We start from the raw sequence: 25606 nt of genomic DNA, 5'->3' as shown, positions 1-25606 counted from the left end.
GCGGCGTTTCGGAAAGCCGAAATGCCAGGCTTACTTGGCGCCCGCGAGTGCCGCGGCCTGCTTGGCGATCGCGGACTTGCGGTTGGCGGCCTGGTTCTTGTGGATGACGCCCTTGCTGACGGCCTTGTCGAGCTGACGGGCGGCGACGCGCTGCAGAGCCGCGGCCTGCTCGACGTCGCCCTGCTCGGCAGCCTCACGGAACTTGCGGACAGCCGTCTTCAGCGAGGACTTGACTGCCTTGTTGCGCAGACGAGCCTTCTCGTTCTGCTTGTTGCGCTTGATCTGGGACTTGATGTTCGCCACGAAGAAGCCTCGGTGAAAGTCTGAAGTGATGGACGGGGCGCGCGGGCTCGAGAGAGGGCGCGCCACACGCAGTTGCCCAGGTTACCAATAACTCAGGCGGCTGCTCAAATCAACGCCACCGCAACATGTACTCGCGCCAATCCTCCTCGGTAGCGGCGAAGTCGACGTAGAGCGCCAGCCCGAACCGCTCGCGGCGGCCGTGGTCCGACAGCGCCAGCCTGGCGCCCTCGGCGGCCATCGCGACACTCTCCGCCTGGTCCAGCCATGGTACGCCGTGGTCGTGGTAGGCCGGTGCGCCGATGTACAGGGCCTTGGAGTCCGGGACCAGGTCCAGGGCGAGGCGGGCCTGCCGGGCCACGTAGCCGCCGTAGAGGGACTGCGAGGGGGTGAAGGAGTCGTACGTCATGATCGCCACCTGGTCCACGCGATCGACGACCTGGCGGAAGTAGCCCTCGGACCAGTACTTGTCGTGGCCCAGGACGGCCCTGGCGGTCAGGCGCATCCCGAAGAAGGGCTCGATCTGCGGGGTTGAGGTGGACAGCAGCCTGGTGTGCTGCCGCGTCCTGTCCAGGAGGTCGAGGAACTCGGCGTCGTCGTCGCCGATGGGCTCGAAGTTGTAGTGGATGCCGTCGTAGCCCTGCTTCATGATGGCGGCGACGCCGGCCAGGACGTTGGCGCGGGACGCGGCGTCGTCCAGGTCGAGGCCGTTCTTGACGGCCTGGCCGAGCCAGGCGGAGATGCGGATCCCGGGAAGATGCTTACGCATCCATTGGACGAAATTTCCGGCGTTGGGGTATTTGGCGGGATCTAGGCGGCCGTCCCACTCGAAGGGGCCGGAGTGGACGTACACGTCCTTGATGCCTGTGGTGCGCAGCCGTACGGCGAGCTTCTGCACGTCCTGCTCCGTACGGCGGCCGTCCACCCAGGCGTGGCCCAGCCATAAGGCATCGTTGCCGGTGCTCTTCGCCCAGGCTGCCGGGGCACCGGTAAACTGGATACGGAGCGCCGCGGCGAGGAGGCCGCCCAGCGCGAGCACGACGGCCAAGGCAAGCGCGAGCAGGCGCAGGCCGCGGCGGATGACGGTTCGGGCAATCACCCGGGCATGTCACCATGGAAGACTGCTTGTCCTCAACCCTGTCGAAACGGACTTCGGTGCGCACTCAGCCTGGCCAGACCGACCCCGCGTTGATCCGCAACTTCTGCATCATCGCGCACATCGACCATGGCAAGTCGACCCTTGCCGACCGGATGCTGCAGATCACCGGCGTGGTCGACGACCGCTCCATGCGCGCTCAGTACCTCGACAGGATGGACATCGAGCGGGAGCGGGGCATCACGATCAAGTCCCAGGCCGTGCGGCTGCCGTGGGACGGCCACGTGCTCAACATGATCGACACCCCCGGGCACGTCGACTTCACCTACGAGGTGTCCCGGTCGCTGCAGGCGTGTGAGGGCGCGATCCTGCTGGTCGACGCGGCCCAGGGCATCGAGGCGCAGACGCTGGCCAACCTCTACCTGGCCATGAACGCCGACCTGCACATCATCCCCGTGCTCAACAAGATCGACCTGCCGGCGGCGCAGCCGGAGAAGTTCGCCGAGGAGCTGGCGGGCCTGATCGGCTGCGACCCCTCCGACGTGCTCAAGGTGTCCGGCAAGACCGGCGAGGGCGTGCGCGAGCTGCTCGACCACGTCGTGCAGACGATCCCGGGCCCCGTGGGCCAGGCCGACGCCGCCGCCCGCGCGCTGATCTTCGACTCCGTCTACGACACCTACCGCGGCGTGGTCACCTACGTCCGGGTCGTCGACGGCCACCTCGGCAAGCGTGAGCGCATCCTCATGATGTCCACCAACGCCACCCACGAGACGCTGGAGATCGGCGTCATCTCGCCCGAGCCGAAGACTTCCGACCTGGGCCTCGGCGTCGGCGAGGTGGGCTACCTCATCACCGGCGTGAAGGACGTGCGCCAGTCGCGGGTGGGTGACACGGTCACCTCGGCGGCCAAGGGCGCGCGGGAGATGCTGGCCGGTTATGAGCACCCGAAGCCCATGGTGTTCTCGGGGCTCTACCCGATCGACGGCGACGAGTACCCCGAGCTGCGCGAGGCGCTCGACAAGCTGCAGCTCAACGACGCCGCGCTGGTCTACGAGCCGGAGACGTCGGCGGCGCTCGGGTTCGGCTTCCGCGTCGGCTTCCTCGGCCTGCTGCACATGGAGATCGTGCGCGAGCGGCTGGAGCGCGAGTTCGGGCTGTCGCTGATCTCCACCGCGCCGAACGTGGTCTACCGCGTGATCATGGAGGACGGCAAGGAGCTGACCGTCACCAACCCGTCCGAGTTCCCCACCGGCGGCAAGATCGCGCAGGTCTTCGAGCCGGTCACCAAGTCCACGATCCTGGCGCCCGCCGAGTTCATCGGCGCCATCATGGAGATCTGCCAGGGGCGGCGCGGCCAGCTCCTCGGCATGGACTACCTGTCGGAGGACCGCGTCGAGATCCGCTACACGCTGCCGCTCGGCGAGATCATCTTCGACTTCTTCGACCAGCTCAAGTCGCGCACCCGCGGCTACGCCTCGCTCGACTACGAGCCGGCGGGCGAGCAGGAGGCCGACCTGGTCAAGGTCGACATCCTGCTGCAGGGCGAGGCGGTCGACGCCTTCAGCGCCATCGTGCACAAGGACAAGGCCTACGGCTACGGCGTCGACATGGCCAAGAAGCTGCGCGAGCTGATCCCCAGGCAGCAGTTCGAGGTGCCGATCCAGGCCGCCATCGGCGCCAGGGTCATCGCCCGCGAGAACATCCGCGCCATCCGCAAGGACGTCCTGGCCAAGTGCTACGGCGGTGACATCTCCCGTAAGCGGAAGCTGCTGGAGAAGCAGAAGGAAGGCAAGAAGCGGATGAAGATGGTCGGCCGGGTCGAGGTGCCGCAGGAGGCCTTCGTCGCCGCGCTGTCCACCGACTCCAGCGCCGCCGACAAGACCAAGAAGTAGCGCTTTTCGCGGCGGGGGCGCCTGAATACCCTGAAAGCATGGAAGTGGTACAGACGGCGCGCCTCGTGCTATCTCGTGTGACTTCGGACGATCTGGACGCCGTCCACGAGATCCACTCCGACCCGCGCACCAGCGTCCACCACCCCGGCGGGCCCGTCACCGAGCTGGAGTCCAGCCGCGCCATGCTCGACCTCTGGCTGGCCGACTGGGACGAGCGGGGGCTCGGCTACTGGGCCGCCCGCCTGCCGCAGGATCCGCGCGTCCTCGGCTTCGGCGGGCTGCGGCACGCCGTCGTGGACGGGGCCGAGGTGCTGAACCTGTACTACCGCTTCCGGCCGTCGGCGTGGGGGCACGGCTACGCCGTCGAGCTCGCCCGGGCCGCGCTGCGGGTGGGCAAGGGGCTGGGCACCGTGGTGGCCGTGATCAGGGACGTGAATCTGCCGTCGCACCGGGTGGCGGAACGGGCGGGCATGCACAAGGACCGGACCATTCCGTACGGAGGCGTGCCGAGCGACGTGTACGTGGCCTGACCCCTGTCACTTCCTCATCCCGCCGGAACGCGCCCGCCACACGAACCCCGTCAGCACCACCGCGCTCACCACCCCCTGTGCCACCAGGAACGGGGCCAGGGCCGTCGGCTGGAAGACCAGCGCGGCGGCGGCCGGGAGGCAGCCGACCAGGGCCAGATCTGGTCCGGTGGCCGCCCAGAAGAGCGGACCGGTGGGGATCGCGCCCTGCGGCGTGTCGATGACCGGCATGGAGTGGTCCACGGGGGCGCGCCTGGCCATCCGCAGGGCCGCGGCGGCGAGCGCGGGCGCGGCCAGCGGCCCGAACGACCACCACGCCCCACCGCCGAGGGCCGGCCCCAAGGCGAGGCCCGGCCCCAAGGCGAGGCCCGGCCCCAAGGTGAGGCCCGGACCCAAGGCGAGGCCGGTGAGTGCCAGCGCCGCCCACGTCCCCGCCAGGAGCCCGGGCAGCACCGCGCGGGCCGCCAGCGCCTGCCGGTGGCCGACCCCGATCAGCCGGGCCAGGGCCGGGTTGTCGGCGTCCCGGCGCGCCCCGGACGTGCCGATCGACGCCACCGCCAGCGCGCCCCCGAGCACGGCCACCCCCAGGGCCACCGGAGACCCTCCGGCCTGCGCCAGCACCGCGGGCAGCGCGGCAGTCGCCGCCACCCCAACCAGCCGTCCCCGCCTGCGGACCAGCCGCCGCCAGTCCTGCCAGGCCAGCGCGAACGGCGCGGGCAGCGACGGCCAGCGCCGGGAGGCGAGCTTCCTGGCCCGCCAGTGGTTGTCCTCGGCGATCCAGGTGAGCGCGCCGGGATCGAGCGACACGGCCGCCCCCGCCACGTGCCCGGCCCTGGTCGAGGAGGCCACGAGCGTACGGGTGGGGATGCGTTCGAGCGACACCCACGCCTGCCGTACCAGCAGGCCGGACACCACAGCGGCGCCGGACACGGCGGCGGCGAGAGCGCTCAGCGGGGCAGCCGCCGCGATGGCCAGCACCGTGCGGAGCTGACCGGTCACCGCCACCACCGCCAGCACCAGCAACACGGCGATCGCGCCGCTCAGCCACAGCCGCCACGACGAGGACGCCTGCCCCAGCACGGCCAGCGCCATCCCGCCCACCGCCGCCGACACACCCACGACCAGCGCGCCCAGTACCCGCCACACGAGCTGGTCCGGCGCGCCCAGCACGGCCAGCAGGCCCACCCCGAGCACCACGCCGGCCACCGCCGCGATGCCGAACAGCAGCCGCGCCGTACGGCCCAGCACGTGCCGCCTGTTCAGCGGGGAGAGCAGCAGCCAGGAGGCGTCGGCCCCGGACAGCAGCACCGGCCCCGCGTTGCGGGCCGCGGCCAGCGACCCGGCGAGGGCGAGTGCGAGCAACGCCACCCCGGCTCCCATGCGCGCGGGCTCGCCGGGCACGGCCAGGCCGGCGAGCACGTCCGACAGGGGCTTGCCTGCTACGGCGATGAACAGGAGCAGGGAGAAGACGGAGACGTAGCGGTCCATCAGGCCGGCGGGGGCGCGGCCGCGCGACCGCAGATACGCCCGTACGGCCTGGACATCGGACCCCGGTGACCCGGTCATGCGATCACCCCGGACGGGGCGACCTGGCGGCCGATGGTGGCCAGGCCCTGGTCGTGGGTGGCCATCACGACGGTGCCGCCCTCGTCCGCGTACTCGTCCAGCAGGTCGGCCAGGTCGGCGCGGAAGTCCTTGTCCAGGCCGCGCTCCGGCTCGTCGAGCAGGAGCAGCGTGCTCGGCCGCAGCAGCGTGGCGGCCAGGGACAGCCGCTGCCGCTGCCCGGTGGACAGGTTCAGCGGCGGCGCGTCGGCCCGCTCCTCCAGCGCGAACAGCCCCAGCGCCGTGTCCACGGTCATCCGGGCCTGGGCGTGCACGGCGCCCATCAACTCCAGATGCTCGCGCGCCGTGAGCCCCGGATACCAGGCGGGCTCGTCGCCCAGCAACGCGACGCGACCCCAGAACCCGGTGTCGTCGGCCGGCGGCTCCCCGAACACGCGAACCTCGCCCGAGGTGGCGGCCTGCAGCCCGGCCAGGCATCGCAACAGGGTGGACTTGCCCGAGCCGTTCGGCCCAACCACGGCCACGATCTCACCCGGGGACACGGTCAGGTCCAGGTCGCGGAGCACGGGGTTGCCGCCGAGCTCCACGGTGAGGGCGTCAACGCTGACGATCGAGTCGTACACCGTTCGAGCGTATCCACCACCGCCCGGAACCGCGCACCCGCGGATTCGACCTCCGCGAAGCCGCAACCCCTACAGCGCAAGGGATTCTGTCGGTGCCACCGTCTACCTTCTATAACCGAACACCTGTGCGACTGGAGGGTGACGTGATTGCTTCTGAGCGATTCGAGCGTGCCGCGGTGCTGGGGGTGGCTGTGGCTGAGGAGACCCGGCGGTTGCTGAGCCGCCACTTGGAGGACCGGGAGGAGGGCGCCGACGGCACGGTCCTGGTGGACGTGCCCTACCCCGACGCGGCGGTCGTGGCGACGCTGCTCGACGTGGCGGCCGAGTGTTTCGGCGAGCGCGGGAGCTCCGTCGAGGAGATGCGGCAGGCGGCGTTGGAGACGTTGTTACAGCTTGCGGGCTTCGATGAGGAGTCGCAGCTCAACCGGGGCGTGCCCGGCCGTGAGGATGGGTGATGGTGACGGCCTGAGCTAGGTATTGGAGGTGTGCCCTGGCGAAGAGGTTGTCGATGCGGGGCGCTTGAACCGGGCGAGCGGCTGGGCTGTGAACGCGTGGGCCGGGCGAGCGGCTGGGTTGGGGAGCGCGTGGGCCAGGTCGATTGCCTGGGCCGGGCTGAGCGTGTGAGCCGGGTCGAGCCGTGAGCGCGGCGAGCGCCTAGGCGCGGCCTGAGCCGACGCCTGGTCCTGCGCTTGCGCCCGCCTGAGCGGCGCGTTCCGGCGGTTCATGCTCGCGCCTTGGGGCGGCCCCTGCGCCGGTACGTGGGCCTGCGCTGGGAGCTGGTCCTGCGCCGTCCCAGCGTGCGTCCTGGCGCCCCATCCCCCATGCCCGCGGTTGGGGCTCGGGGGAGCGCTTTGGGCGGTGGCCTGCGTTTGCACCAGGTTGCGCCTGGATGGGAGACGGCGGAGCGCGGGGGCCGGGCGAATATCGGTTCGCCTGGGACGGGACGCTTCGATTACCGTCCCCATCATGCGCATTCTCTCCGTGAACGTGGGCATGTCGAGCGACGCCGAATGGGCGGGCAGCCTCGGGCGGACGGCGATCGACAAGCGGGCGCTCCCGCGCCGGGTCGCGGTGCTGGAGAACGGGCTGGCCGGCGACGAGCGGGCCGACCAGAAGCACCACGGCTCGCCGGATCAGGCCGTCTACTCCTACGCCAGGGAGGACTACGACTGGTGGGAGCGGGAGATCGGGAGGGAGCTGCGCGACGGGCGGTTCGGCGAGAACCTGACCACTTCGGGCATCGACCTCAACGGCGCCCTGGTCGGGGAGCGGTGGCGGGTGGGCAGCGCGCTGCTGGAGGTGACGCGGCCGAGGACGCCATGTGTGGTGTTCCGCAACTGGATGGACGAACCGGGCTGGCTCAAGCGGTTCACGGAGGCGGGGCGGCCGGGGGCTTACCTGCGGGTGGTCGAGCTGGGTGAGCTCGGGGCGGGGGACGAGGTGGAGATCGTCTCGCGGCCGGATGCCGGGGTGAGTGTGCTGGACTGGTTCCTGGCCCGCCACGGGGACAGGGACGCGTTGCGGCGCATCCTGGACGTGCCTGGACATGACGCCCGATGGGATGAGATGGCCGAACGGGCCTTCGCCTGAGGGCACCGCGGCGGCAAGCGCCGACCACTCACACACCAGCGTCAGCGCCCTACCACTCATGCACCGGAATCACCGGCTACCACTCGAGCACGGGCGTCGCCGCCTACCACTCGAGCACCGGGGTCACCGCCTACTGACTCACACACCGACCTCGCCGCGAGCCGCCGCACACCACCGCGGCCTCCACGGCCAGCCCGCACATCATCAGGCGCTCCGCATGGAGGTGGATGGCCGGGCGGGCGGGTAGGAAGCGCCGCGCCCGGCCGGTCCAATCAGCGCAACACCGAGTACAGCGCCGAAGTGAGCGAAGCCTTGGCATCATCCTGATCGATGGACCACATCATCGACCCGCCAAGCCCCTTGAGCCGGATATAGGCCGCCTTCTGCACCAGCACGGCCGGATCGTCGTACGACCAGAACTCGTTCCCGTCGTACAACCACATGGCCCCACTACGCAGATCCCGATACCGCTTCCCCGGCTTGGACACCAGGTCCTTGTAGTCCTCGTTACCGGGGGCCCACTTCCCGGGCGCGGGCCCGGTGGCGGGCTTGTAGAGGCCGTCCCCGCCGCCGGTCACACCGGTCCACCCCTGACCGTAGGCGGGCACGCCGACGACGATCTTGCGGGCGGGCGCGCCGCGGGAGAGGTAGTCGCGCACGGTCTGGTCCACGCTGTAGCGGACCGGGTTCGGGTCGCGGCGGTCGGTGAAGAGGTTGCCGTTGTGCCCGGTCTGCGGCTCCCAGGTGCCGTGCAGGTCGTACCCCTGGATGGTGGCGAAGTCGAGCTGGCGGAAGACGTCCCGTACCTCGAAGCCGGCGTCGATCTTGGCGGCGGCGGCCGGCAGGAAGGCGCTGAGCTGGGCGGAGGAGGAGTAGGCGCGCAGTTGGGAGCGGAGCTCGGCCACGAAGAGCGTGAAGTTGCGCTTGTCCTCGGGACGGATGACGTTGCCTTCGGCGCCGGCGGAGCCCGGCCACTCCCAGTCGAGGTCGATGCCGTCGAAGACGCCCGCGCCGGCGCCCGGCTCCAGGCCCGGCAGGTTGCCGCGCAGCCACAGGTCGATGCAGGAGCCGGCGAGCGCGGCGCGGGACTCGGGGGTGAGGACGGCGTCGGAGAAGTGCGCGGAGCCGGTCCAGCCGCCCAGCGAGATCATCACCTTCAGCCCAGGGTGCTTGGCCTTGAGCTTGCGGAGCTGGTTGAGGTTGCCGTTGAGGGCCTGTCCTGGCGCGTCCGCGACCCCGTCCACGCTCTGCTCGGCCGGTACGGGCCGCTGCCAGTCGGCCCACGGGTCGGAGGAGTAGCAGCCGCCCTGGGCGTTGACGAACCCGAACGCGTAGTTGAGGTGGGTGAGCTTGGCCGCGGCGCCCGTGACGTCGACGTCCTTGACGTGGTAATCGCGGCCGTAGACGCCCCACTGGATGAAGTACGCGACCCGCTTGAAGCCGGTGCGGGCCTCAGCCGGTACGGAGAACGCGGTGAGGCCGAGTAAGAGCGACAGTGCGATCAGGATCTTCTTCTTCACGAGCGGCTCCCGGGACGCGCACTTATATAGGAAACTTTCCTATAAGTTAGACGCGATCGTAGAGCGGCCGCCCGTCCCCGTCAACGATCCGCGCCACCGCCTCCGGGCTCGACAGCAGCGACCACGCGTACACGGGATCGGCGAACAGCCCCACCATCACGTCGGCGACGTCCTGCCTGGTCCCGGCCGCCAGCATCAGCCGCATGACGTGCTCGGCCGGTGGCTGCAGGAACATGTTCGTCCAGTGCGTGACCGGCCCGCCCACCTCCCACATGCGCGCCGCCGCGGTCCGGCAGAAGGCGGCGTCGTACGGCCCGCCGCCGGCGATCGCCTCGGCCACGATCCAGGCGCACCGGGAGCCCAGGTTCGCGCCCTGGCCGGTGAGCGGGTCGTTGGTGACGTAGGCGTCGCCGACGGCCAGCGCCATCCGCCCGCTCGGCAGCTCCGCCACCGGCCGCCGCACCGTGGGCGTGATCGCCCCCTGCAACAGATCCGTCGGCCCCAGCAGCTCGAACGCCTCCGGCTCCACTTGCTCGGCCAGCCGCGGCGTGTGCTCGCGGAGCAGCGGAAGCAGCGCGGCCGCCACCTCGTCCCAGGGCAGCCGGGTGATCGGCTCCAACGGGCCCCCGGGGACCGCCTCGACGATGATGCCGGAGACCACCCCCTCGCGCGAGACGATCGGCGCGCGGAAGATCTCACCCACGCCGCCGGCGATGTTGAAGGAGAAGACGTCGCTGGGGCGGAAGCCGTGGAAGAGCCCGGCGGCCAGCAGGCGCTGCGGCCTGTCGTACGGGGACAGCCCGGGATCGCGCGGGAACAGCTCGGCCACCGAGCGCCGCCCCGCCGCCACCACCATCAGCTCGTGCCGCCGCGACCAGCGGTCCACCTGCTCGGCGTCCGGGGCGGTGCCGGAGACGACGATCGTGCCGCCGCGCTCGGCGAAGTCGTCCATGAACGCGGGGATCAGCAGCCGGAAGTCGGCCGCGTTGTACGCCTTCCCGAAGGTCCCCGTGAACTCCAGCGGCGGGTCACCCTTGAGCGAGAGCATGGCATTGAGCATCATTGCGCCCGGATCGCGGTAGTGCGCGGAGCCCAGCGCCCGCTCCCTGTCCAGGGTGTGACCTGACCGGCCCACTGTGTTGGGCAGCCGCCCCTTGCGTAAGGTCTCCGCGTCGCCCTCGCAGTACAGCGTCGCCTCGACGCCGAGCTGCTGCAGCCGCAGCGCGAGGGTGAGCCCCGAGATGCCCGCTCCGACGATCCCGATACCTGCCATGCGTTTCCCTCCTGGATTGGAGCACTCCTGGGAGGCGGGCAAACTGGAAGGCGTGCCATCCACCCTGCCTGACGGCGACCCCGCGCCCACCTCGGGCGAGCTGCCCGCCGGCGCCCTGCGCGGCCTCGGCGAGCGCCCGTTCGGCTTCTACGTGCACGTGCCGTTCTGCGTGACGCGCTGCGGTTACTGCGACTTCAACACCTACACCGCCGCCGAGCTGGGGCCCGGCGCCTCTCACCGAGATTACGCCGACACGGTCGTCGAGGAGGTGCGCCTCGCGCGCCGCGTCCTGGGCGAGACCGACCTGCCGGTGGAGACGGTGTTCTTCGGCGGCGGCACGCCCACCCTGCTGCCGCCGGAGGACCTGGCCAGGATCCTGGCCGCGATCGACTCCGAGTTCGGGCTGCGGCCGGGTGCCGAGGTCACCACGGAGGCCAACCCCGAGTCCGTCGACCCCTCCTACCTGGAGAAACTGCGTCACGGCGGGTTCAACAGGGTCAGCTTCGGCATGCAGAGCGCCCGCGAGCATGTGCTGCGGGTGCTCGACCGGCGGCACACGCCCGGCCGGGCCGCCGCGGCCGTCCGCGAGGCCAGGCAGGCGGGGTTCGAGCACGTCAACCTGGACCTGATCTACAGCACGCCGGGCGAGACCGACGACGACTGGCGAGCCTCCCTGGGCGCGGCGATCGAGGCCGGGCCCGACCACGTGTCGGCGTACTCGCTGATCGTCGAGGAGGGCACCAGGCTGGCGGCCAGGATCCGGCGCGGCGAGCTGCCCATGCCCGACGACGACGTGGCCGCCGACCGCTACCTGATCGCCGACGAGATGCTGGCGGAGGCCGGGTTCCGCTGGTACGAGGTGTCCAACTGGGCCGTCTCCGACGAGGCCCGCTGCCGCCACAACCTGCTCTACTGGACGGGCGGCGACTGGTGGGCGGCAGGCCCCGGCGCCCACAGCCACGTCGGCGGCACCCGCTGGTGGAACGTCAAGCACCCCGCCGCCTACGCCCAGCGGCTGGCCGCCGGAGCGTCGCCCGCCCACGCCCGCGAGGTGCTCGCCCAGGACGACCGCGACGCCGAGCGGCTGATGCTGGAGCTGCGGCTCGACTCCGGCTACCCGCTGGCCGACGTCGCGCCCGGCGCCCGCACCGCCGTCGCCGGCGCGCTGGCCCGGGGGCTGCTGGAGCCGGAGGCGTTCAAGCGCGGGCTGCTGGTGCTGACGCTGCAGGGGCGGTTGCTGGCGGACGCGCTCATCCGCGACCTGCTCGTCTAGGTGATCATCCGGATGGAGAGCGGGTACCGGTAGGGCTCGCCCTTCTGCGCGGCCATCGCCGCCTGGATGTGGAAGATCAGCGACAGGATCCAGATGATCGGCAGCAGCGCTATGCCGATGAACACGACCGTCAGGATGCCCGAGATGAGGTAGCCGATGAACATCGTGATCTGGAAGTTGAGCGCCTCCGCCGACTGGTCCCTGACATAGGGGGACTCGTCCTTCTTCATCAGGTAGATGATCAGCGGGCCGATCCAGGAGACCAGCAGGCCCAGGAGGTGGGACAGCATGGCCATCGTGGTGTCGTCGGTGCCGGGACGGGGGCCGAACCTGCCGGGGATGTACGGTTCGCCGCGGCCTTGGGCGTAACCGTAGCCGGGGGGCTGGTTCGGGGGTGGGTAGCCGCCGGGCGGGGGCGGAGGCGGCGGGTACGCGCCGGGCCGGCCGTAGCCGCCGGGTGGAGGGTAACCCCCGGGAGGCGGCGGCGGGTAGCTCCCGGGCTGGCCGTAGCTCGGCGCGGAGCCGGGCTGCTGCCCGTAGGGGGTCTGGGCGCCATGACTGGGTTGCTGGCCGTAGCCAGGCTGAGAGCCGGGTTGCTGGCCGTACCCCGGCTGAGAGCCGTACCCCGGCTGGGAGCCGTAGCCCGGCTGGGAGCCGGGTTGCCGGTCGTGATCCGGGTACTGCGGGCCGGAGCCCTGAGCCGGTGGGAGGTCCTCCGGGGTGACCCTGCGCGTGGCGTCGTCATCGGCCGGCGGCGGGGACGGGTCCTGGCTCATGGTGCCTCCGTAACGAAGTCGATCAGTTCCTCGACCCGGCCGAGCAGCTCCGGCTCCAGGTCGGTAAAGGCAGAGACGGCGCCGAGAATCCGCCGCCACGCCTCGGCCGGCTCCATCCGCCAGCCCAGCGCGGCGATGACGCCTTCCTTCCACGGCACCCCCCGCGGCACGTCGGGCCAGGCGGGGATGCGCAGCACGGACGGCTTGACCGCCTGCCAGATGTCGATGAACGGGTGCCCCACCACGAGCACGTCCGGCGAGGTGATCTCGGCGGCGATCCTGCTCTCCTTGGAGCCGGGCACCAGGTGGTCGACGAGCACGCCCAGCCGCCGCCCCGGCTCGGGGCCGAACTCCTCGACGATGGCGGGCAGGTCGTCCACGCCTTCCAGGTACTCGACCACGACCCCTTCGACCCGCAGGTCGTGGCCCCAGATCTTCTCCACGAGGGCGGCGTCGTGCACGCCCTCCACGTAGATCCGGCTCTGCCTGGCGACCCTGGCCCGCAGGCCCTCCACGGCGATGGAGCCGGACGCGCTGCGCCTGGGCCCGGCCGGGGCCGCCGCCGTCGGGCGTACCAGGGTCACGGGTTTGCCGTCCAGCAGGAAGGCGGCGGGAGCGAGCGGGAACAGGCGGCGCTTGCCGAACCGGTCCTCCAGGGTGACGGCCTCCTTGTCGCAGGCCACCACGGCGCCGCAGAAGCCGCTGTCGGCGTCCTCCACGACGAGGTCCTGCTCGGCGGGCACTTCCGGGATCTTTCCCTTGCCCGGCCGCCGCCAATTTCCCGCCAGTACATCGCCCTCGTACACACGGGGACCGTAGCAAATCACCCGCTGACCGCAAGGCGCTTGCGCGCGGCGCTGCGCCGGACCAGGACGGTGATGGTGCCGCCGATCGCGATGAGCAGCCCCGCTCCGGGGATCAGGAACAGGGCGGCCAGCCCGCCGGTGATCCCGCCGACGGCGGAGAAGGCGTCGCGGCCGACGCCGTACCGTACGGCGGCCTGTTCCTGGTTGGTGCAGGTGAGCTGGTAGTCGCCCTTGGCGGGCGCGTTGATGACGAGGAACTGCTCCCACTCGGCGCCGCCGGCCGTCACCTTCTGGGATCCGGTGGTCTTCGCCAGCTTGGCCTGCCCGCTGATGGAGCAGTTGTAGGTGACCTGAGTGTCACTCGCGATGTACACGCCCGGCTTCTGGGCCGGGTCGACCGACACCGTGACGCTTTCCCCTGACGCGAACGTCCTGGTCGGGGCGAGGTCCGTCACGCTGCTCACCACGCCGCCCGCGAACAGGAGCACCCCGGCGATCCCGCACACCAGGAAAACACCCCAGACCGCCGCGATCCACCAGAAACTTGGCTTTATATCTTTGGGGTTGATTCGTGGTTGAAGGCCGTATTGTCCGTACTGAGGTGGTGGGCCGAATTGGGTGGCGTCGCCGTACTGCGGTGATGGCGCCTGCCAGGGCGGCGGAGGCGGTGGCTGGGACCCCGGCTGCGGGCCGTACTGCGGAGGTCGCGGCGGACCGGGGTAGGGACCCTGCCCGGGCGGCGGGCCGTACGACGGTGGCCGGGAATCGTCGGTCATATCGGCAAGTGTGAGGCCTGTCGCTTCGAAGAAGCTAGAAGCAGGATGAGGGACCCGGTGTTATCGCACCTTGTGGGCGAGAGCCGTACACTTGGCACTCGGGAACACAGAGTGCTAGACCTCGCGTTCCTGATATGGACAGAGGCAGGAGGTGAGCACGTGCTCGACGATAGGAAGCTGGCGGTGCTCCGCGCCATTGTCGAAGACTACGTGTCCACCAACGAACCGGTGGGCTCCAAGGCACTCGCCGAGCGCCACAACCTGAAGGTCTCCCCGGCCACGGTCAGGAACGACATGGCCGCGCTGGAGGAGGAGGGCTACATCACCCAGCCGCACACCAGCGCGGGCCGCGTCCCGACGGACAAGGGCTACCGCCTGTTCGTCGATCGGCTCTCGCAGGTCAAGCCGCTGTCCGGAGCCGAGCGCAGGGCGATCGAGACGTTCCTGGCCGGCGCGGTCGACCTCGACGACGTGGTGACCCGCACGGTCCGGCTGCTCGCGCAGCTCACCAGGCAGGTGGCGGTCGTGCAGTACCCGGCGCTGACGCGTTCGACCGTCAGGCACGTCGAGCTGGTCCCGCTGAACGACCGGCGGGTCATGTTCGTGCTCATCACCAACACCGGCCGCGTCGAGCAGCGCGTGGTCGAGCTGCCCGAGGCGATCGAGGACACGCGGATCGCGCACCTGCGCGCCGTGCTCAACGCCTGCCTCGACGGCTGCGGCCTGGCCAGCGTCCCCGAGCTGGTCGCCGACCTGCCCGAGCGGCTGTCCCCGGAAGACCGGCCCGCCGCGGCGACGATCCTGTCGGTGCTGCTGGAGACGCTGGTCGAGCGGCATGACGAGAAGTTCGTGTTCGCCGGCGCGGCCAACCTCGCCGGCGCCGACTTCACGACCGGCCTGCGCGATGTCCTGGAGGCGCTGGAGGAGCAGGTCGTGCTCATCCGGCTGCTCGGCGAGACTTCCGATACCCCGTCCGCGCTCACCGTGCGCATCGGCGCGGAAAACCCGTACCTGCGGGGGACATCCGTCGTCGCGACCGGATACGGTTCTGGCGACAACCAACTGGCCCGGCTCGGTGTGCTGGGGCCCACCAGGATGGACTATCCCGTGACGATGGGCGCCGTACGCGCGGTGGCACGCTACGTCAGCCAGATCCTGGCTGCATCATAAGAGGTCGATAAGTGGCAAACAGCGACTACTACGCCACCCTCGGGGTGCGCCGTGACGCAAGTCAGGATGAGATCAAGAAGGCCTACCGCCGACTCGCCCGCGAGCTGCACCCTGACGTGAACCCCGATCCTGAGACCCAGGAGCGCTTCAAGGAGATCACGCAGGCCTACGAGGTGCTGTCCGATCCGAACAAGCGCCAGATGTACGACCTGGGTGGCGACCCCTTCGGCGGCGCGGGAGCGGCGGCCGGCGCCGGCGGCTTCGGCGCGGGCTTCCCGTTCAGCGACATCATGGACGCCTTCTTCGGCACCGCGACCGGCACCAGGGGGCCGCGCTCGCGTGCCAGGAGGGGCCGCAACGCCACCATCCGGGTGGAGCTGGACCTGCGCGAGACCGCGTTCGGCACCACCCGCGAGCTGGTCGTCGACACGGCCGTGCTCTGCGAGGTGTGTCACGGGGCCGGCGCCGCGCCGGGCACCCACCCCGACACCTGCGACATGTGCAACGGGCGCGGCGAGATCTCCCAGGTCACCCGCTCGTTCCTGGGCCAGGTCATGACCTCGCGCCCGTGCCCGCAGTGCGGCGGCTTCGGCACCATCATCCGCCACCCCTGCCAGGAGTGCTCCGGCGACGGCCGCGTACGCACCCGCCGTACGATCAAGGTCCGCATCCCCGCGGGCGTCGAGGACGGCACCCACATCCAGCTCGCCGGCGAGGGCGAGGTCGGCCCCGGCGGCGGCCCGCCCGGAGACCTGTTCCTGGAGATCGTCGAGCGCAACCACGAGATCTTCGAACGGCGCGGCGACGACCTCCACTGCACCGTCCAGATCCCGATGACGGCCGCCGCGCTCGGCACCATCCTCACCGTCGAGACGCTCGACGGCGCGGAAGAGGTGGACGTCCGCCCGGGCACGCAGTCCGGGCAGGTCATCACCATGTACGGCCGGGGCGTGCAGCGGCTCAACGAGTCCGGCAGGGGCGACCTGCTGATCCACGTCAACGTCGAGACCCCGATGCGCCTCGACACCGCGCAGGAGGACCTGCTGCGCGAGCTGGCCAAGCAGCGGGGCGAGGAGCGGCCGCCGGGCAAGTTCGCGCCGGGCCAGCAGGGCTTCTTCTCCCGGCTGCGCGACGCCTTCAACGGCCGGTGACGGTCCCGGTCTTCCTGGCTCAGGGCCTCGACGGCCCTGAGCTGACCCTCGACGGCCCGGAGGGGCGGCACGCGGCCTCCGTGCGCCGCCTGCGGCCCGGCGAGCGGGTCGACCTGACCGACGGCGCCGGCGCGGTGGCCGAGTGCGTCGTGCGCGAGACGCTGAAGGACGCACTCCGCCTGGACGTGCTGCGCCGCTACGACGTCGAGGCGCCCCGCCCCAGGCTCGTCGTCGTCCAGGGGCTGCCCAAGGGCGACAGGGGCGAGCTGGCGGTCGAGATGATGACCGAGGCGGGCGTGGACGTCATCGTCCCCTGGTCCGCCGCGCGCAGCATCACGCAGTGGAAGGGCGACAAGGTCGCCAAGGCGCTGGGGCGCTGGCGCTCCACCGCCCGCGAGGCGGGCAAGCAGGCCCGCCGCTTCCACCTGCCCGAGGTGACCGACCTGGCCTCCACCAAGCAGGTCGAACGGCTCCTGTCGGAGGCTGCGCTGGGGCTGGTGCTGCACGAGGAGGCGGACGGGCCGCTGTCCGGCGTGCCGCTGCCCGCGGGCGGCGACATCGTGATGGTCGTGGGGCCGGAGGGCGGCGTCTCGGAGGAGGAACTGGCCGCCTTCAGCGCCGCCAAGGCGACGCCGGTGCTGCTCGGGCCGACGGTCCTGCGGACCTCGACGGCGGGGGTCGCGGCGACGGCGGTGCTGCTCAGCCGCACGGGACGCTGGTAGGCACGGCCCGCCAGGGGGTAGGCACGGCCCGCTAGGGCGTGGTCTGGGAGGTGTCCAGCAGCGGGCTGGCCAGCTCGGTGGGCGTCTCCGTCGGCTCGTCGGGCGCGGGACACTCCTCAGGCGGACATGCCGAAGGCTGCCCCGTCGTCGTCTCCTCCGCGGTGGGCGTGGGGGAGGGCGAGGCCTCGGGGCAGTCGGCGGGCGGCTCGGCCTGCTCGGCGAGCGGCGAGGGGCACTCGGTCGGCGTCGGGCTGGGAGAGGGCGAGGGCCTGCTGGTCGACTCGGCCTTGCGGGTGGGCTTGGGCGTCGGCGGCGCCGACGTCTCGGGCACCACGATGACCGGCTGAGACTGCTGGGGAGCCGGTTCCCTCGCCGGCGGCTGGTGGGAGCGCGTGGTGGAGGAGTTGGACGGAACCTCGGAGGACTGCACACCCGCGGGGGTGAAGGTCTGCTCGATGATCTGAGAGCGCAGGTTGGGAATCGCCATCACGATCGCGCCGGCGACCAGGACCGCGCCGACGCCGGCGGCGCCCGCGCGCCACCAGAACAGATTACGGATGCCGCGCCGGTCGATGCGGGCGCGGATGATCTCCAGCCCTTCCGGCGAGGGCACGACCGCGTCCGCCTCCGCGCGGAGCGCACGGCGCAGGAGATCGCCGTACTCGTCGGGGGGCGGGGTCATGACATCTTCTCCAGGACCGATCGCAGGGCGGCCATGCCACGTGCGGTGTGGCTCTTGACCGCGCCCTTGCTGATGCCCATGGCGTGGGCGATCTCAGCTTCGGACAAGTCACCGTAGTAGCGTAGAACGAGTGCTTCTCTCTGTCGGGTCGGCAGGGCGCGTAACGCCTCGATCACGGCGGAGCGTTCCAGCTCGCCGATCGCGCCGTTCTCGGCGCTCGGGGCGTCAGGCAAGCCCTTGGGGGCGTACTTCTCGACGACCGCGCGGTGACGCAGCACGGACCGGGACCTGTTGACGACAGATTGACGCAGGTAGGCAAGTGCTTTGTCGGGGTCACGCAGCCTACGCCAGGCACCATGGATGGCGACGAACGCATCCTGCACGACTTCCTCGGCTGTTGCAATGTCGCGCACCAGCAACACAGCGAGACGCACCAACGACCGAAAGTGCGCGCTGTACAGCGCGGTAACGGCCATGTCGGCATCCCACCCGACCGGCACCGCCCCCATCGACCTGTCGGCCAGAAGGGTTTCGGTGGTCACATCAGTGGGACGCGCGGCCTTCCCAGAGGGTTTACGCTCTTCCGGTTCTTGAGGTTTCCCCGGTTCGTTAGGGTGCATTACCCAGTCGTGTCCTCGCCAGGTGGCGCTCGCCCGACCCTGAATCGTCTTTTCAGCTGAAGTGTCGCACACTCACCCTAACTGTGTGGATCTTCCCTTGCACGACACAGCTGATTACCGATTCGCAACGGACTTGCTAACGGCAGGGGGTCTGTAGGGTGATCGAGTGAGCGATTGTCTCTTCTGCAAAATCGTCGCCAAGGAGATTCCCGCCGAGATCGTTTACGAAACCGGCCGGACCCTGGCGTTCCGCGACATCAACCCGCAGGCGCCCACCCACGTGCTCGTCATCCCGAAGGAGCACCACGCCGACGCCGCCGCGCTCGCCCGGGCCGACGACGGTCTCGCCGACGACGTGCTGAAGACCGCACACGAGGTGGCCGTCACCGAAGGGGTGTCCGAGGGCGGCTACCGCATCGTCTTCAACACCGGGGCAGGCGCCGGGCAGACCGTCTTCCACGTGCACGCGCACGTGCTCGGCGGGCATGACCTCACCTGGCCACCCGGCTAACCGGACGCGGGTGATATTGGCGAGAGCAATCGGCCTGCTCCCGGATACGATGGGCACAGAACAACTGGCGAAAGAGACCGGGAGGCATCAGGCCGCTGGCCTGCCCATGTCCGAACTACACGAATCCCGACGCACGGCACCTCCCTCGCGGACTCAAGCGAAGGTGCTGATACCGGACGAATACCCGATGGTCAGCCTCCTGGGCTCCCGCGACGAGCTGCTGCGTGTCATCGAGGGCGCCTTCAAGGCCGACATCCACGTGCGCGGCAACGAGATCACCGTCACCGGCAGCCCCGACGAGAGCGGCACCGTGGTGCGCCTCTTCGAGGAGCTCGTCGAGGTCCTGCGCAGCGGCGGCGAGCTCACCCCCGACGCGGTCGAGCGCAGCATCGCCATGCTCCGCATGACCTCCGACCGTCCCGCCGAGGTGCTGTCGCTCGACATCCTCTCCTCGCGCGGCCGGACGATCCGGCCCAAGACCGTCAACCAGAAGCGCTACGTCGACGCGATCGACAAGCACACGGTCGTGTTCGGCATCGGCCCCGCCGGCACCGGCAAGACCTACCTCGCGATGGCCAAGGCCGTACGGGCGCTGCAGGAGAAGCGGGTCAACCGGATCATCCTGACCCGCCCGGCGGTCGAGGCGGGCGAGCGGCTCGGCTTCCTGCCCGGCACCCTGTACGAGAAGATCGACCCCTACCTGCGGCCGCTGTACGACGCGCTGCACGACATGGTCGACCCCGACTCGATCCCGAAGCTCATGGCGGCGGGGACGATCGAGGTGGCGCCGCTCGCGTACATGCGGGGCAGAGCGCAACCGGTGGGTACCGGTGTGCTGACACCCGACGGATGGCGTTCCATCGGGGAGCTCGAGGTCGGTGACCTTGTCATCGGGTCGAACGGTGAGCCGACACCTGTGCTCGGTGTGTATCCGCAGGGTGAGAAGAAGATCTATCGCCTCTACAGCCAGGATGGTTCCTCGGTGCTCGCCTCCGAAGATCATCTCTGGACTGTCCGCACCCGTGACGACGCCAATCGGGGCAAGCCGTGGCGGGTGCTGGAGACCAAGGAGATGATCGGCGACCTGCGGACGGCTCACTACCGCAAGTGGGAGCTGCCGATGCTCACCGCACCGGTCTGCTTCTCCGAGCGGAGCGTGCCCATGGACGCGTACGCACTCGGGCTGCTTCTCGGCGACGGGTGCATCACCGCAAGCACGACCCCAAGTTTCGCCACCGAGGACCCCGAGCTTGCCGAGGCGCTCGAACATGCTCTTCCTGGCATGCGGGTGCGCTGGAAGAGCGGGCCCGACTACGTGCTCAACAGGCAGAGGCAGCCGGGTGACAGCATGACGATCGCCAATCCGGTGACGGAGGTCATGCGGGAGCTGGGTCTGTCAGGCAGCGGTTCGGCCACGAAGTTCGTGCCCGAGGCCTATCTCCGCAACACAGCCGAGGTCAGGCTCGCGGTGTTGCAGGGGTTGCTCGACTCCGACGGCGGTCCCGTCGTCCAGGACGTGCGCACCTGTCGGATCCAGTTCTCGACCGTCTCGCCGCGACTCCGCGATGATCTCGTCTTCCTCGTGCAGTCTCTCGGGGGCGTCGTCTACTGGCGTACCCGACCGGCGGGCGAGCGCAAGCCGGGCCTGGCGAGAGGGCGGCAGGTCCATCACCGCCACGACGCCTACATCCTCGACATCCGGCTTCCCGAAGGCATCGAGCCCTTCCGCCTGTCGCGGAAGGCGGAGGTCTACCGCAAGCACGGCGGCGGTCGCCCCATGCGTTACGTGGACCGCATCGAGCCGCGAGGCACGGCCGAGTGTGTGTGCATCCAGGTGGCGGCGGAAGACTCGCTCTACGTCACCGAGGATTTCCTCCTCACCCACAACACGCTCAATGACGCCTTCATCATCCTCGACGAGGCCCAGAACTCCTCGGCCGAGCAGATGAAGATGTTCCTGACCAGGCTCGGCTTCAACTCCAAGATCGTGGTGACCGGCGACGTCACGCAGGTGGACCTGCCGTCCGGCACGGTGAGCGGGCTGAGGGTGGTGCAGGAGATCCTCGACGGCATCCCCGACATCCACTTCTCCCGGCTGACCAGCTCCGACGTGGTGCGCCACAAGCTGGTCAGCGAGATCGTGGACGCCTACGGCCGTTACGACGCCACCAAGCAGGCGTCTCAGGAGCCGAAGGCCATTCAGCAGCAGCGGGGGAAGCGGCGGCCATGAGCATCGAGATCAACAACGAGTCCGGCGTAGGGGTCGACGAGGAGAGCATCGTCGCCCTGGCCGCTCACGTGCTCGGCGAGATGGGCATCAACCCGCTCGCCGAGCTGTCCATCGTGGTGGTCGACGAGGACGCCATGGCGGAGCTGCACGAGAAGTGGATGGGCGAGCCGGGCCCGACGGACGTGCTGGCGTTCCCGATGGACGAGCTTCGTCCTGGCGGCGGCGCCCGCGGCGAGTCCGAGGGGCCCGCCGACCCGGCGCTGCTGGGCGACGTCGTGCTCTGTCCGCAGGTCGCGGCCAGGCAGGCGGAGGAGGCCGGGCACAGCACGGCCGACGAGCTGGAGCTGCTGTGCACGCACGGCATCCTGCACCTGCTCGGTTACGACCACGCCGAGCCGGAGGAGCACAAGGAGATGTTCGGCTTGCAGTCCCGGCTTCTCGAGTCGTGGCAGGAGGTGCGCAACCCGCGGTGAACGCCTGGTTGCCGTTGGCCATCGCCCTTGTCGTCGTCGGTGGCCTGATCGCCAGTGCGGAAACGGCACTGACGCGCATCTCCAGGGTGCGTGCGGAGGAGTACGTACGCGACGGCCGGCGCGGTTCCGTGCGGCTGCAGGCGATCGTGATCGACCCGCCGCGCTACCTCAATCTGCTCCTGCTGCTGCGGCTGAGCTGCGAGCTGGTGGCCACGGTCATCGCAACGCTGCTGTTCATCGACCTGCTGCACGATCAGGGCTGGGCCTACTTCTGGGCCGCCGTCGTGATGATCCTGATCAGTTACGTGGTGGTCGGGGTGATGCCGCGCACGCTGGGCCGGCAGCACGCGGAGCCGGTGGCGCTGGCCAGCGCCCCCATCGTGTACGGCCTGACGCGCATCTTCGGCCCCCTGCCCAAGCTGCTCATCCTGCTCGGCAACGCGCTCACGCCCGGCAAGGGCTTCCGCGACGGCCCGTTCACCTCCGAGGCCGAGCTGCGTGACCTGGTCGACCTGGCCGAGGAGCGCCGGGTGATCGAGCCGGACGAGCGCGAGATGATCCACTCGGTGTTCGAGCTGGGTGACACGCTGGTGCGCGAGGTGATGGTGCCGCGTACCGACATGGTCTACATCGAGCGCGGCAAGTCGATCAGTCAGGCGCTGTCGCTCGCGTTGCGCAGCGGGTTCTCGCGCATCCCCGTCGTGGGGGAGAACGAGGACGACGTCATAGGCATCGCCTACCTCAAGGACATCGCCCGCAAGATCCACGAGTCGGGCGAGGGCGAGGGCAAGGAGTCGGTCGAGACGATCATGCGGTCGGCCGCGTACGTGCCGGAGAGCAAGCCGATCGACCAGCTCATGCGGGAGATGCAGGCGCGGCAGATCCACATCGCGATCGTCATCGACGAGTACGGCGGCACCGCCGGGCTCGTCACGATCGAGGACGTCCTGGAGGAGATCGTCGGCGAGATCACCGACGAGTACGACCAGGAGGCGCCGCGCGTCGAGCCGGTGACCGGCGGCGGGCTGCGGGTGACGGCCCGGATGCCGGTGGACGAGCTGGGCGAGCTGTTCGACACCGAGATCGAGGTGGACGACGTCGAGACCGTGGGCGGCCTGCTGGCGCACGCGCTGGGCCGGGTGCCGATCGCCGGGTCGCACGCGGAGGTGGCCGGGCTGTCGCTGACGGCGGAGACGCTGGCGGGGCGGCGCAACCGGATCAGCACGGTGGTGGTGCGGCGGGTGACGCCTCCCGAGGACGAGGTCGTCCCGGCCGCCGCGGAACGCGACTGACCTCCCATGCGGACGAATGTGGACGCAGGCCGCAAGCGTTCTACAAGTAGTCTGCAAGCCCCGTCCGGCACTCTCTAATCACGACATCCAGTGCGGTGGGTGTCACACAAGGGGGAGGCATCCGAAGGCCGGGTGGGGTTCGCGGCCTGAGGATGGCGTTCCCGGGGGGACGACGGCGTTTCGGCCTGCTAGCCGGTCGTGACGCTGGTCGGCGTAAAGGGTGTTCTCGTCCGGAAAACCGGATGGGGGCACCCTTTTTGCGCGTTGGTGGTCACTCCGGTGGATTGCCGCATTCGTCTCTTGGGGAGGCTGCGATTCAAGGGGGGATCATGAAACGAAAACCATGGATCATCGCTTCCGTGCTGGTTACGGGCCTCCTGGCGGGATGCGGCGGCGGAGGAGCCGAGAGCTTCCTCGACGCGCAGGCGATGGCGCAGTTGCGCGAAGTGCTCAGCAAGGAGCCACCCCTGCCCGACGGTTTCACGGTCAGGCCGGAGCAGGCGTGGCGGATGCCGTTCGGGCAGGCGGACAGGAACTGCAGGGCCGTGCTGGAGCCGGCCGGCGGGCGGGCGCCCGGGCAGGCGCTCACCGCACAGGCCGCGGTCAGCTACCACGGCGACGGGCTCGGTGAGCAGGCCGGGGTCGGCCTGGCCAGGTACGCGGGCGAGGAGGCCGAGGGGCACCTCGACGCCCTGGCGGAGGCCATCGGAGCGTGCCGCGCCGTGCACACCTCAAGCGGAACCGACCTGCGGCTGCAGGAGCTGCCCGTGCGGGGAGCCGGGGACGAGGCCGTGGGCGCGAGGCTGAGCGGGCGGCTGAACGGCTACCCCTACGCGATGGACGTCGTGCTGTCCCGCGTCGGGGACACCCTGGTCTCCGTGGTGCACACGGGCATGAACGAGGTGGATCACGCCCGTACCAGGAAGGTGGTCGAGGCGGCGATCTCCATGGTCAGCACCTAACCTGGTTGGGTGAACCCTGAAGATAGCAAGATCATCACGCTGGCCCGCGCCGCCAGGGCGCGCAACGGCTCCGCCGAGGGAGCGGCCGTGCGCGACGAGACCGGTCGCACCTACTCCGCGACGAACGTGGGCCTGTCCGCGCTGACCCTGTCGGCGGTGCAGGTGGCCGTGGCCATGGCGATCTCCAGCGGCGCGCGGTCCCTGGAGGCCGTGGCGCTGGTGAGCGAGGGCGACCCGAGCCCCGCCGACGAGGCGGTGGCGGCCGAGCTGGGCGCCGGCAAGCTGCTCCTGGCCGGTCCCGACGGCACCCTGCGAGGCTGATCATGCCGATGCCGCCGTTCCTGGCGAGAATTCGGGAGAAGGTCGGCAACGATCTGCTCATGCTGCCCTCGGTGTCGGGGTTCGTGTTCGACGACCAGGGCCGGCTGCTGCTGGCCCGGCACGGCGACGTCGGGTTCTGGGGCGCGCCGGGCGGCGGCGTGGACCCGGACGAGCGGCCCGAGGACGCCGTGGTCAGGGAGCTGAAGGAGGAGCTCGGCGTCGACATCGTGGTGCGCGGCCTGATCGGCGTGTACGGCGGGCCCGAGTTCCGCACCCGCTACCCCAACGGGCACGAGGTCGGCTACGTCATCGCCGCCTACGGTTGCGCGCTGGCCCCCGGCTCGGCCGCGCCGCAGCCCGACGGGGTAGAGATCAACGACTTCCGCTGGGTGTCGGAGCAGGAGCTGCCCGGCCTGAGCACGACCGCCTGGACGCCCGGCGTGGCGCCCCTGGCGTTCGCGTGGTGGCGTGAACACGCTCGATGATGGGACACAATGCACATGTGACTTCGCCAGACAACCATCGCGCCGGATTCGCCTGCTTCGTGGGGAGGCCGAACGTCGGCAAGTCCACGCTGATGAACGCCCTGGTCGGCACGAAGGTGGCGATCACCTCGTCCAAGCCGCAGACGACCAGGCGCGTCATCAGGGGCATCGTGCACCGCCCCGACGCCCAGCTCATCATCGTCGACACCCCCGGCCTGCACCGCCCGCGCACGCTGCTCGGCGAGCGGCTCGACAGCCTCGTGCTGTCCACGCTGACCGAGGTCGACGCGATCGGCTTCTGCGTGCCGGCCAACGAGCCCATCGGCAAGGGTGACCGGTTCATCGCCGACAAGCTGTCGGCCGTGAAGAAGACGCCGGTCATCGCGGTGGTGACCAAGTGCGACCTGGCGAGCAAGGAACAGGTCGCCGAGCAGTTGCTGGCGGTGTCGCAGGTGGCGGAGTTCGCCGCGATCGTGCCGGTGTCGGCGCAGTCGGGCGAGCGGCTCGACGTGGTGGCCGACGTGCTGATCGAGCACCTGCCCGAGTCGCCGCCGCTGTACGAGGGCGGGCAGCTCACCGACGAGCCCGAGCAGGTGCTGGTGGGCGAGCTGATCAGGGAGGCGGCGCTGGAGGGCGTACGCGACGAGCTGCCGCACTCCATCGCCGTGGTCGTCGACGAGATGCTGCCCCGCGAGGGGCGCGACGACCTGCTCGACATCTACGCGCACATGTTCGTGGAACGGCCGTCGCAGAAGGCGATCGTCATCGGGCACAAGGGCGAGCGGCTGCGCGACGTCGGCACCAGGGCCCGCAAGCAGATCGAGGCGCTGATGGGCACGCGGGTCTACCTCGACCTGCGGATCAGCGTCGCCAAGGACTGGCAGCGCGACCCGAAGCAGTTGCGGCGGCTCGGCTTCTACGACTGATCTTTTTCGAGATCTGATCTTTTTTGAGATCATCGACACCGACCGG

General features: G+C 70.3%; 26 protein-coding genes and 2 pseudogenes. 17 read left to right on the top strand and 11 right to left on the bottom strand.

All coding sequences use genetic code 11. The annotated features are described in order from the left end of the window. Nucleotides 1-30: 30 nt before the first annotated feature. Both rpsT and FXF51_RS36470 read right to left on the bottom strand, forming a co-directional pair. On the bottom strand, nucleotides 31-303 hold the full coding sequence (rpsT, locus tag FXF51_RS36475; RefSeq protein WP_148439269.1) for a 30S ribosomal protein S20: 273 nt from the start codon (nucleotides 301-303) through the stop codon (nucleotides 31-33). A gap of 109 nt (nucleotides 304-412) precedes the next feature. Continuing rightward, nucleotides 413-1399, bottom strand: a complete 987-nt coding sequence (locus tag FXF51_RS36470) for a glycoside hydrolase family 18 protein (protein ID WP_148439268.1) — start codon at nucleotides 1397-1399, stop codon at nucleotides 413-415. 14 nt (nucleotides 1400-1413) lie between these two features. Here FXF51_RS36470 and lepA point away from each other — a divergent pair, with 14 nt between their 5' ends. Together lepA and FXF51_RS36460 are read left to right on the top strand one after the other, a co-directional pair. Next, nucleotides 1414-3288 (top strand): translation elongation factor 4, encoded by a 1875-nt coding sequence (gene lepA / locus FXF51_RS36465; RefSeq protein ID WP_222871615.1) that lies wholly within the window; start codon nucleotides 1414-1416, stop codon nucleotides 3286-3288. A 38-nt stretch (nucleotides 3289-3326) separates the two neighbouring features. Continuing rightward, nucleotides 3327-3818: a GNAT family N-acetyltransferase gene (locus tag FXF51_RS36460; RefSeq protein WP_148439266.1), complete on the top strand. Its 492-nt coding sequence runs from the start codon at nucleotides 3327-3329 to the stop codon at nucleotides 3816-3818. Between the two features lie 6 nt (nucleotides 3819-3824). Here FXF51_RS36460 and FXF51_RS36455 read toward each other — a convergent pair whose 3' ends face one another. Further along, nucleotides 3825-5381: a DUF6297 family protein gene (locus FXF51_RS36455; protein ID WP_148439265.1), complete on the bottom strand. Its 1557-nt coding sequence runs from the start codon at nucleotides 5379-5381 to the stop codon at nucleotides 3825-3827. Next, on the bottom strand, nucleotides 5378-6001 hold the full coding sequence (gene ccmA, locus FXF51_RS36450; RefSeq protein WP_148439264.1) for a heme ABC exporter ATP-binding protein CcmA: 624 nt from the start codon (nucleotides 5999-6001) through the stop codon (nucleotides 5378-5380). The genes FXF51_RS36455 and ccmA overlap by 4 nt, the downstream gene beginning before the upstream one ends. A 143-nt stretch (nucleotides 6002-6144) precedes the next feature. On the opposite strand from ccmA, the gene FXF51_RS61180 reads away from it, so the two are divergent. Together FXF51_RS61180 and FXF51_RS36440 are read left to right on the top strand one after the other, a co-directional pair. Continuing rightward, nucleotides 6145-6456: a hypothetical protein gene (locus FXF51_RS61180; RefSeq protein ID WP_187414764.1), complete on the top strand. Its 312-nt coding sequence runs from the start codon at nucleotides 6145-6147 to the stop codon at nucleotides 6454-6456. Between the two features lie 511 nt (nucleotides 6457-6967). Beyond that, nucleotides 6968-7591, top strand: coding sequence for an MOSC domain-containing protein (locus FXF51_RS36440; RefSeq protein WP_148439263.1), 624 nt, complete (start codon nucleotides 6968-6970; stop codon nucleotides 7589-7591). A 272-nt stretch (nucleotides 7592-7863) separates the two neighbouring features. Here the strand turns inward: FXF51_RS36440 and FXF51_RS36435 are convergent, their stop codons facing one another. Together FXF51_RS36435 and FXF51_RS36430 are read right to left on the bottom strand one after the other, a co-directional pair. After that, complete coding sequence (locus FXF51_RS36435; RefSeq protein ID WP_148439262.1) at nucleotides 7864-9111, bottom strand: glycoside hydrolase family 18 protein; 1248 nt, start codon at nucleotides 9109-9111, stop codon at nucleotides 7864-7866. A 46-nt stretch (nucleotides 9112-9157) separates the two neighbouring features. Next, nucleotides 9158-10384: a styrene monooxygenase/indole monooxygenase family protein gene (locus tag FXF51_RS36430; RefSeq protein ID WP_148439261.1), complete on the bottom strand. Its 1227-nt coding sequence runs from the start codon at nucleotides 10382-10384 to the stop codon at nucleotides 9158-9160. Between the two features lie 52 nt (nucleotides 10385-10436). Here FXF51_RS36430 and hemW point away from each other — a divergent pair, with 52 nt between their 5' ends. Next, nucleotides 10437-11657, top strand: a complete 1221-nt coding sequence (gene hemW / locus FXF51_RS36425; protein ID WP_148439260.1) for a radical SAM family heme chaperone HemW — start codon at nucleotides 10437-10439, stop codon at nucleotides 11655-11657. On the opposite strand, the gene FXF51_RS36420 is transcribed toward hemW, so the two are convergent. Genes FXF51_RS36420 through FXF51_RS36410 form a run of 3 tightly spaced genes read right to left on the bottom strand, consistent with a single transcriptional unit; the run spans nucleotide 11654 to nucleotide 13745 of the window. Next, nucleotides 11654-12433, bottom strand: coding sequence for a DUF4870 domain-containing protein (locus FXF51_RS36420; protein ID WP_222871614.1), 780 nt, complete (start codon nucleotides 12431-12433; stop codon nucleotides 11654-11656). The two genes, hemW and FXF51_RS36420, sit on opposite strands and share 4 nt — an antisense overlap. Then, nucleotides 12430-13239, bottom strand: a complete 810-nt coding sequence (locus FXF51_RS36415) for a DUF3097 domain-containing protein (protein ID WP_148439259.1) — start codon at nucleotides 13237-13239, stop codon at nucleotides 12430-12432. The genes FXF51_RS36420 and FXF51_RS36415 overlap by 4 nt, the downstream gene beginning before the upstream one ends. Nucleotides 13240-13256: 17 nt before the next feature. Beyond that, nucleotides 13257-13745 (bottom strand): hypothetical protein, encoded by a 489-nt coding sequence (locus FXF51_RS36410; protein WP_262380063.1) that lies wholly within the window; start codon nucleotides 13743-13745, stop codon nucleotides 13257-13259. Between the two features lie 429 nt (nucleotides 13746-14174). Between FXF51_RS36410 and hrcA the strand changes: the two genes are divergently transcribed. From hrcA to FXF51_RS36395, 3 genes are read left to right on the top strand one after another with little or no spacing between them, the layout of a single operon-like run. Then, nucleotides 14175-15185: a heat-inducible transcriptional repressor HrcA gene (gene hrcA / locus FXF51_RS36405; RefSeq protein WP_148439258.1), complete on the top strand. Its 1011-nt coding sequence runs from the start codon at nucleotides 14175-14177 to the stop codon at nucleotides 15183-15185. An 11-nt stretch (nucleotides 15186-15196) separates the two neighbouring features. Then, nucleotides 15197-16336: a molecular chaperone DnaJ gene (dnaJ, locus tag FXF51_RS36400; RefSeq protein ID WP_148439257.1), complete on the top strand. Its 1140-nt coding sequence runs from the start codon at nucleotides 15197-15199 to the stop codon at nucleotides 16334-16336. Then, complete coding sequence (locus FXF51_RS36395) at nucleotides 16333-17058, top strand: 16S rRNA (uracil(1498)-N(3))-methyltransferase (protein ID WP_148439256.1); 726 nt, start codon at nucleotides 16333-16335, stop codon at nucleotides 17056-17058. Before dnaJ ends, FXF51_RS36395 begins: the two co-directional genes overlap by 4 nt. Nucleotides 17059-17089: 31 nt before the next feature. Here FXF51_RS36395 and FXF51_RS36390 read toward each other — a convergent pair whose 3' ends face one another. Further along, nucleotides 17090-17740, bottom strand: a complete 651-nt coding sequence (locus tag FXF51_RS36390; RefSeq protein WP_148439255.1) for a hypothetical protein — start codon at nucleotides 17738-17740, stop codon at nucleotides 17090-17092. After that, a complete protein-coding gene (locus FXF51_RS36385) occupies nucleotides 17737-18249 on the bottom strand; it encodes a SigE family RNA polymerase sigma factor (protein ID WP_080047132.1) in 513 nt (170 codons plus the stop codon). The genes FXF51_RS36390 and FXF51_RS36385 overlap by 4 nt, the downstream gene beginning before the upstream one ends. 277 nt (nucleotides 18250-18526) lie before the next feature. Here FXF51_RS36385 and FXF51_RS36380 point away from each other — a divergent pair, with 277 nt between their 5' ends. From FXF51_RS36380 to era, 9 genes and pseudogenes are all read left to right on the top strand, one after another. Further along, nucleotides 18527-18871 carry a histidine triad nucleotide-binding protein gene (locus FXF51_RS36380; RefSeq protein ID WP_148439254.1) on the top strand — a complete coding sequence of 115 codons (345 nt, stop codon included), beginning with the start codon at nucleotides 18527-18529 and terminating at the stop codon, nucleotides 18869-18871. Nucleotides 18872-19058: 187 nt separating this feature from the next. Then, nucleotides 19059-19682, top strand: a pseudogene (locus FXF51_RS62975) (PhoH family protein); the annotation flags it as partial. Nucleotides 19683-20759: 1077 nt separating this feature from the next. Then, nucleotides 20760-21101: pseudogene (locus tag FXF51_RS62970) on the top strand (PhoH family protein); the annotation flags it as partial. Beyond that, nucleotides 21098-21574 carry an rRNA maturation RNase YbeY gene (ybeY, locus tag FXF51_RS36370; protein WP_080041940.1) on the top strand — a complete coding sequence of 159 codons (477 nt, stop codon included), beginning with the start codon at nucleotides 21098-21100 and terminating at the stop codon, nucleotides 21572-21574. The pseudogene FXF51_RS62970 and the gene ybeY, both read left to right, overlap by 4 nt. Further along, nucleotides 21571-22866 (top strand): hemolysin family protein, encoded by a 1296-nt coding sequence (locus FXF51_RS36365; protein ID WP_148439252.1) that lies wholly within the window; start codon nucleotides 21571-21573, stop codon nucleotides 22864-22866. The genes ybeY and FXF51_RS36365 overlap by 4 nt, the downstream gene beginning before the upstream one ends. A gap of 329 nt (nucleotides 22867-23195) precedes the next feature. Beyond that, nucleotides 23196-23828 (top strand): hypothetical protein, encoded by a 633-nt coding sequence (locus FXF51_RS36360; RefSeq protein WP_148439251.1) that lies wholly within the window; start codon nucleotides 23196-23198, stop codon nucleotides 23826-23828. Nucleotides 23829-23837: 9 nt separating this feature from the next. After that, the gene (locus FXF51_RS36355; protein ID WP_148439250.1) at nucleotides 23838-24149 is read left to right on the top strand and encodes a cytidine deaminase; all 312 of its coding nucleotides are present in this window, start codon (nucleotides 23838-23840) and stop codon (nucleotides 24147-24149) included. A gap of 2 nt (nucleotides 24150-24151) precedes the next feature. Then, nucleotides 24152-24634 (top strand): NUDIX domain-containing protein, encoded by a 483-nt coding sequence (locus tag FXF51_RS36350; protein WP_148439249.1) that lies wholly within the window; start codon nucleotides 24152-24154, stop codon nucleotides 24632-24634. 17 nt (nucleotides 24635-24651) lie between these two features. Further along, the gene (era, locus tag FXF51_RS36345) at nucleotides 24652-25560 is read left to right on the top strand and encodes a GTPase Era (protein WP_262380062.1); all 909 of its coding nucleotides are present in this window, start codon (nucleotides 24652-24654) and stop codon (nucleotides 25558-25560) included. Nucleotides 25561-25606 lie beyond the last annotated feature (46 nt).

The organism is Nonomuraea sp. PA05, assembly GCF_008086045.1.
GTDB lineage: Bacteria > Actinomycetota > Actinomycetes > Streptosporangiales > Streptosporangiaceae > Nonomuraea > Nonomuraea monospora.
Note: the sequence above shows the minus strand (reverse complement) of the source record. Positions and strands in the feature narration are given on the sequence as shown.

Bases quoted from the DNA above. Each gene is read 5' to 3' on its own strand.
- lepA (WP_222871615.1), top strand. From the start codon at position 1,414: ATGGAAGACTGCTTGTCCTCAACCCTGTCGAAACGGACTTCGGTGCGC.
- FXF51_RS36460 (WP_148439266.1), top strand. From the start codon at position 3,327: ATGGAAGTGGTACAGACGGCGCGCCTCGTGCTATCTCGTGTGACTTCG.
- FXF51_RS36455 (WP_148439265.1), bottom strand. From the start codon at position 5,381: ATGACCGGGTCACCGGGGTCCGATGTCCAGGCCGTACGGGCGTATCTG.
- FXF51_RS36440 (WP_148439263.1), top strand. From the start codon at position 6,968: ATGCGCATTCTCTCCGTGAACGTGGGCATGTCGAGCGACGCCGAATGG.
- FXF51_RS36430 (WP_148439261.1), bottom strand. From the start codon at position 10,384: ATGGCAGGTATCGGGATCGTCGGAGCGGGCATCTCGGGGCTCACCCTC.
- FXF51_RS36420 (WP_222871614.1), bottom strand. From the start codon at position 12,433: ATGAGCCAGGACCCGTCCCCGCCGCCGGCCGATGACGACGCCACGCGC.
- FXF51_RS36390 (WP_148439255.1), bottom strand. From the start codon at position 17,740: ATGACCCCGCCCCCCGACGAGTACGGCGATCTCCTGCGCCGTGCGCTC.
- FXF51_RS36385 (WP_080047132.1), bottom strand. From the start codon at position 18,249: ATGGGGGCGGTGCCGGTCGGGTGGGATGCCGACATGGCCGTTACCGCG.
- ybeY (WP_080041940.1), top strand. From the start codon at position 21,098: ATGAGCATCGAGATCAACAACGAGTCCGGCGTAGGGGTCGACGAGGAG.
- FXF51_RS36360 (WP_148439251.1), top strand. From the start codon at position 23,196: ATGAAACGAAAACCATGGATCATCGCTTCCGTGCTGGTTACGGGCCTC.
- FXF51_RS36350 (WP_148439249.1), top strand. From the start codon at position 24,152: ATGCCGATGCCGCCGTTCCTGGCGAGAATTCGGGAGAAGGTCGGCAAC.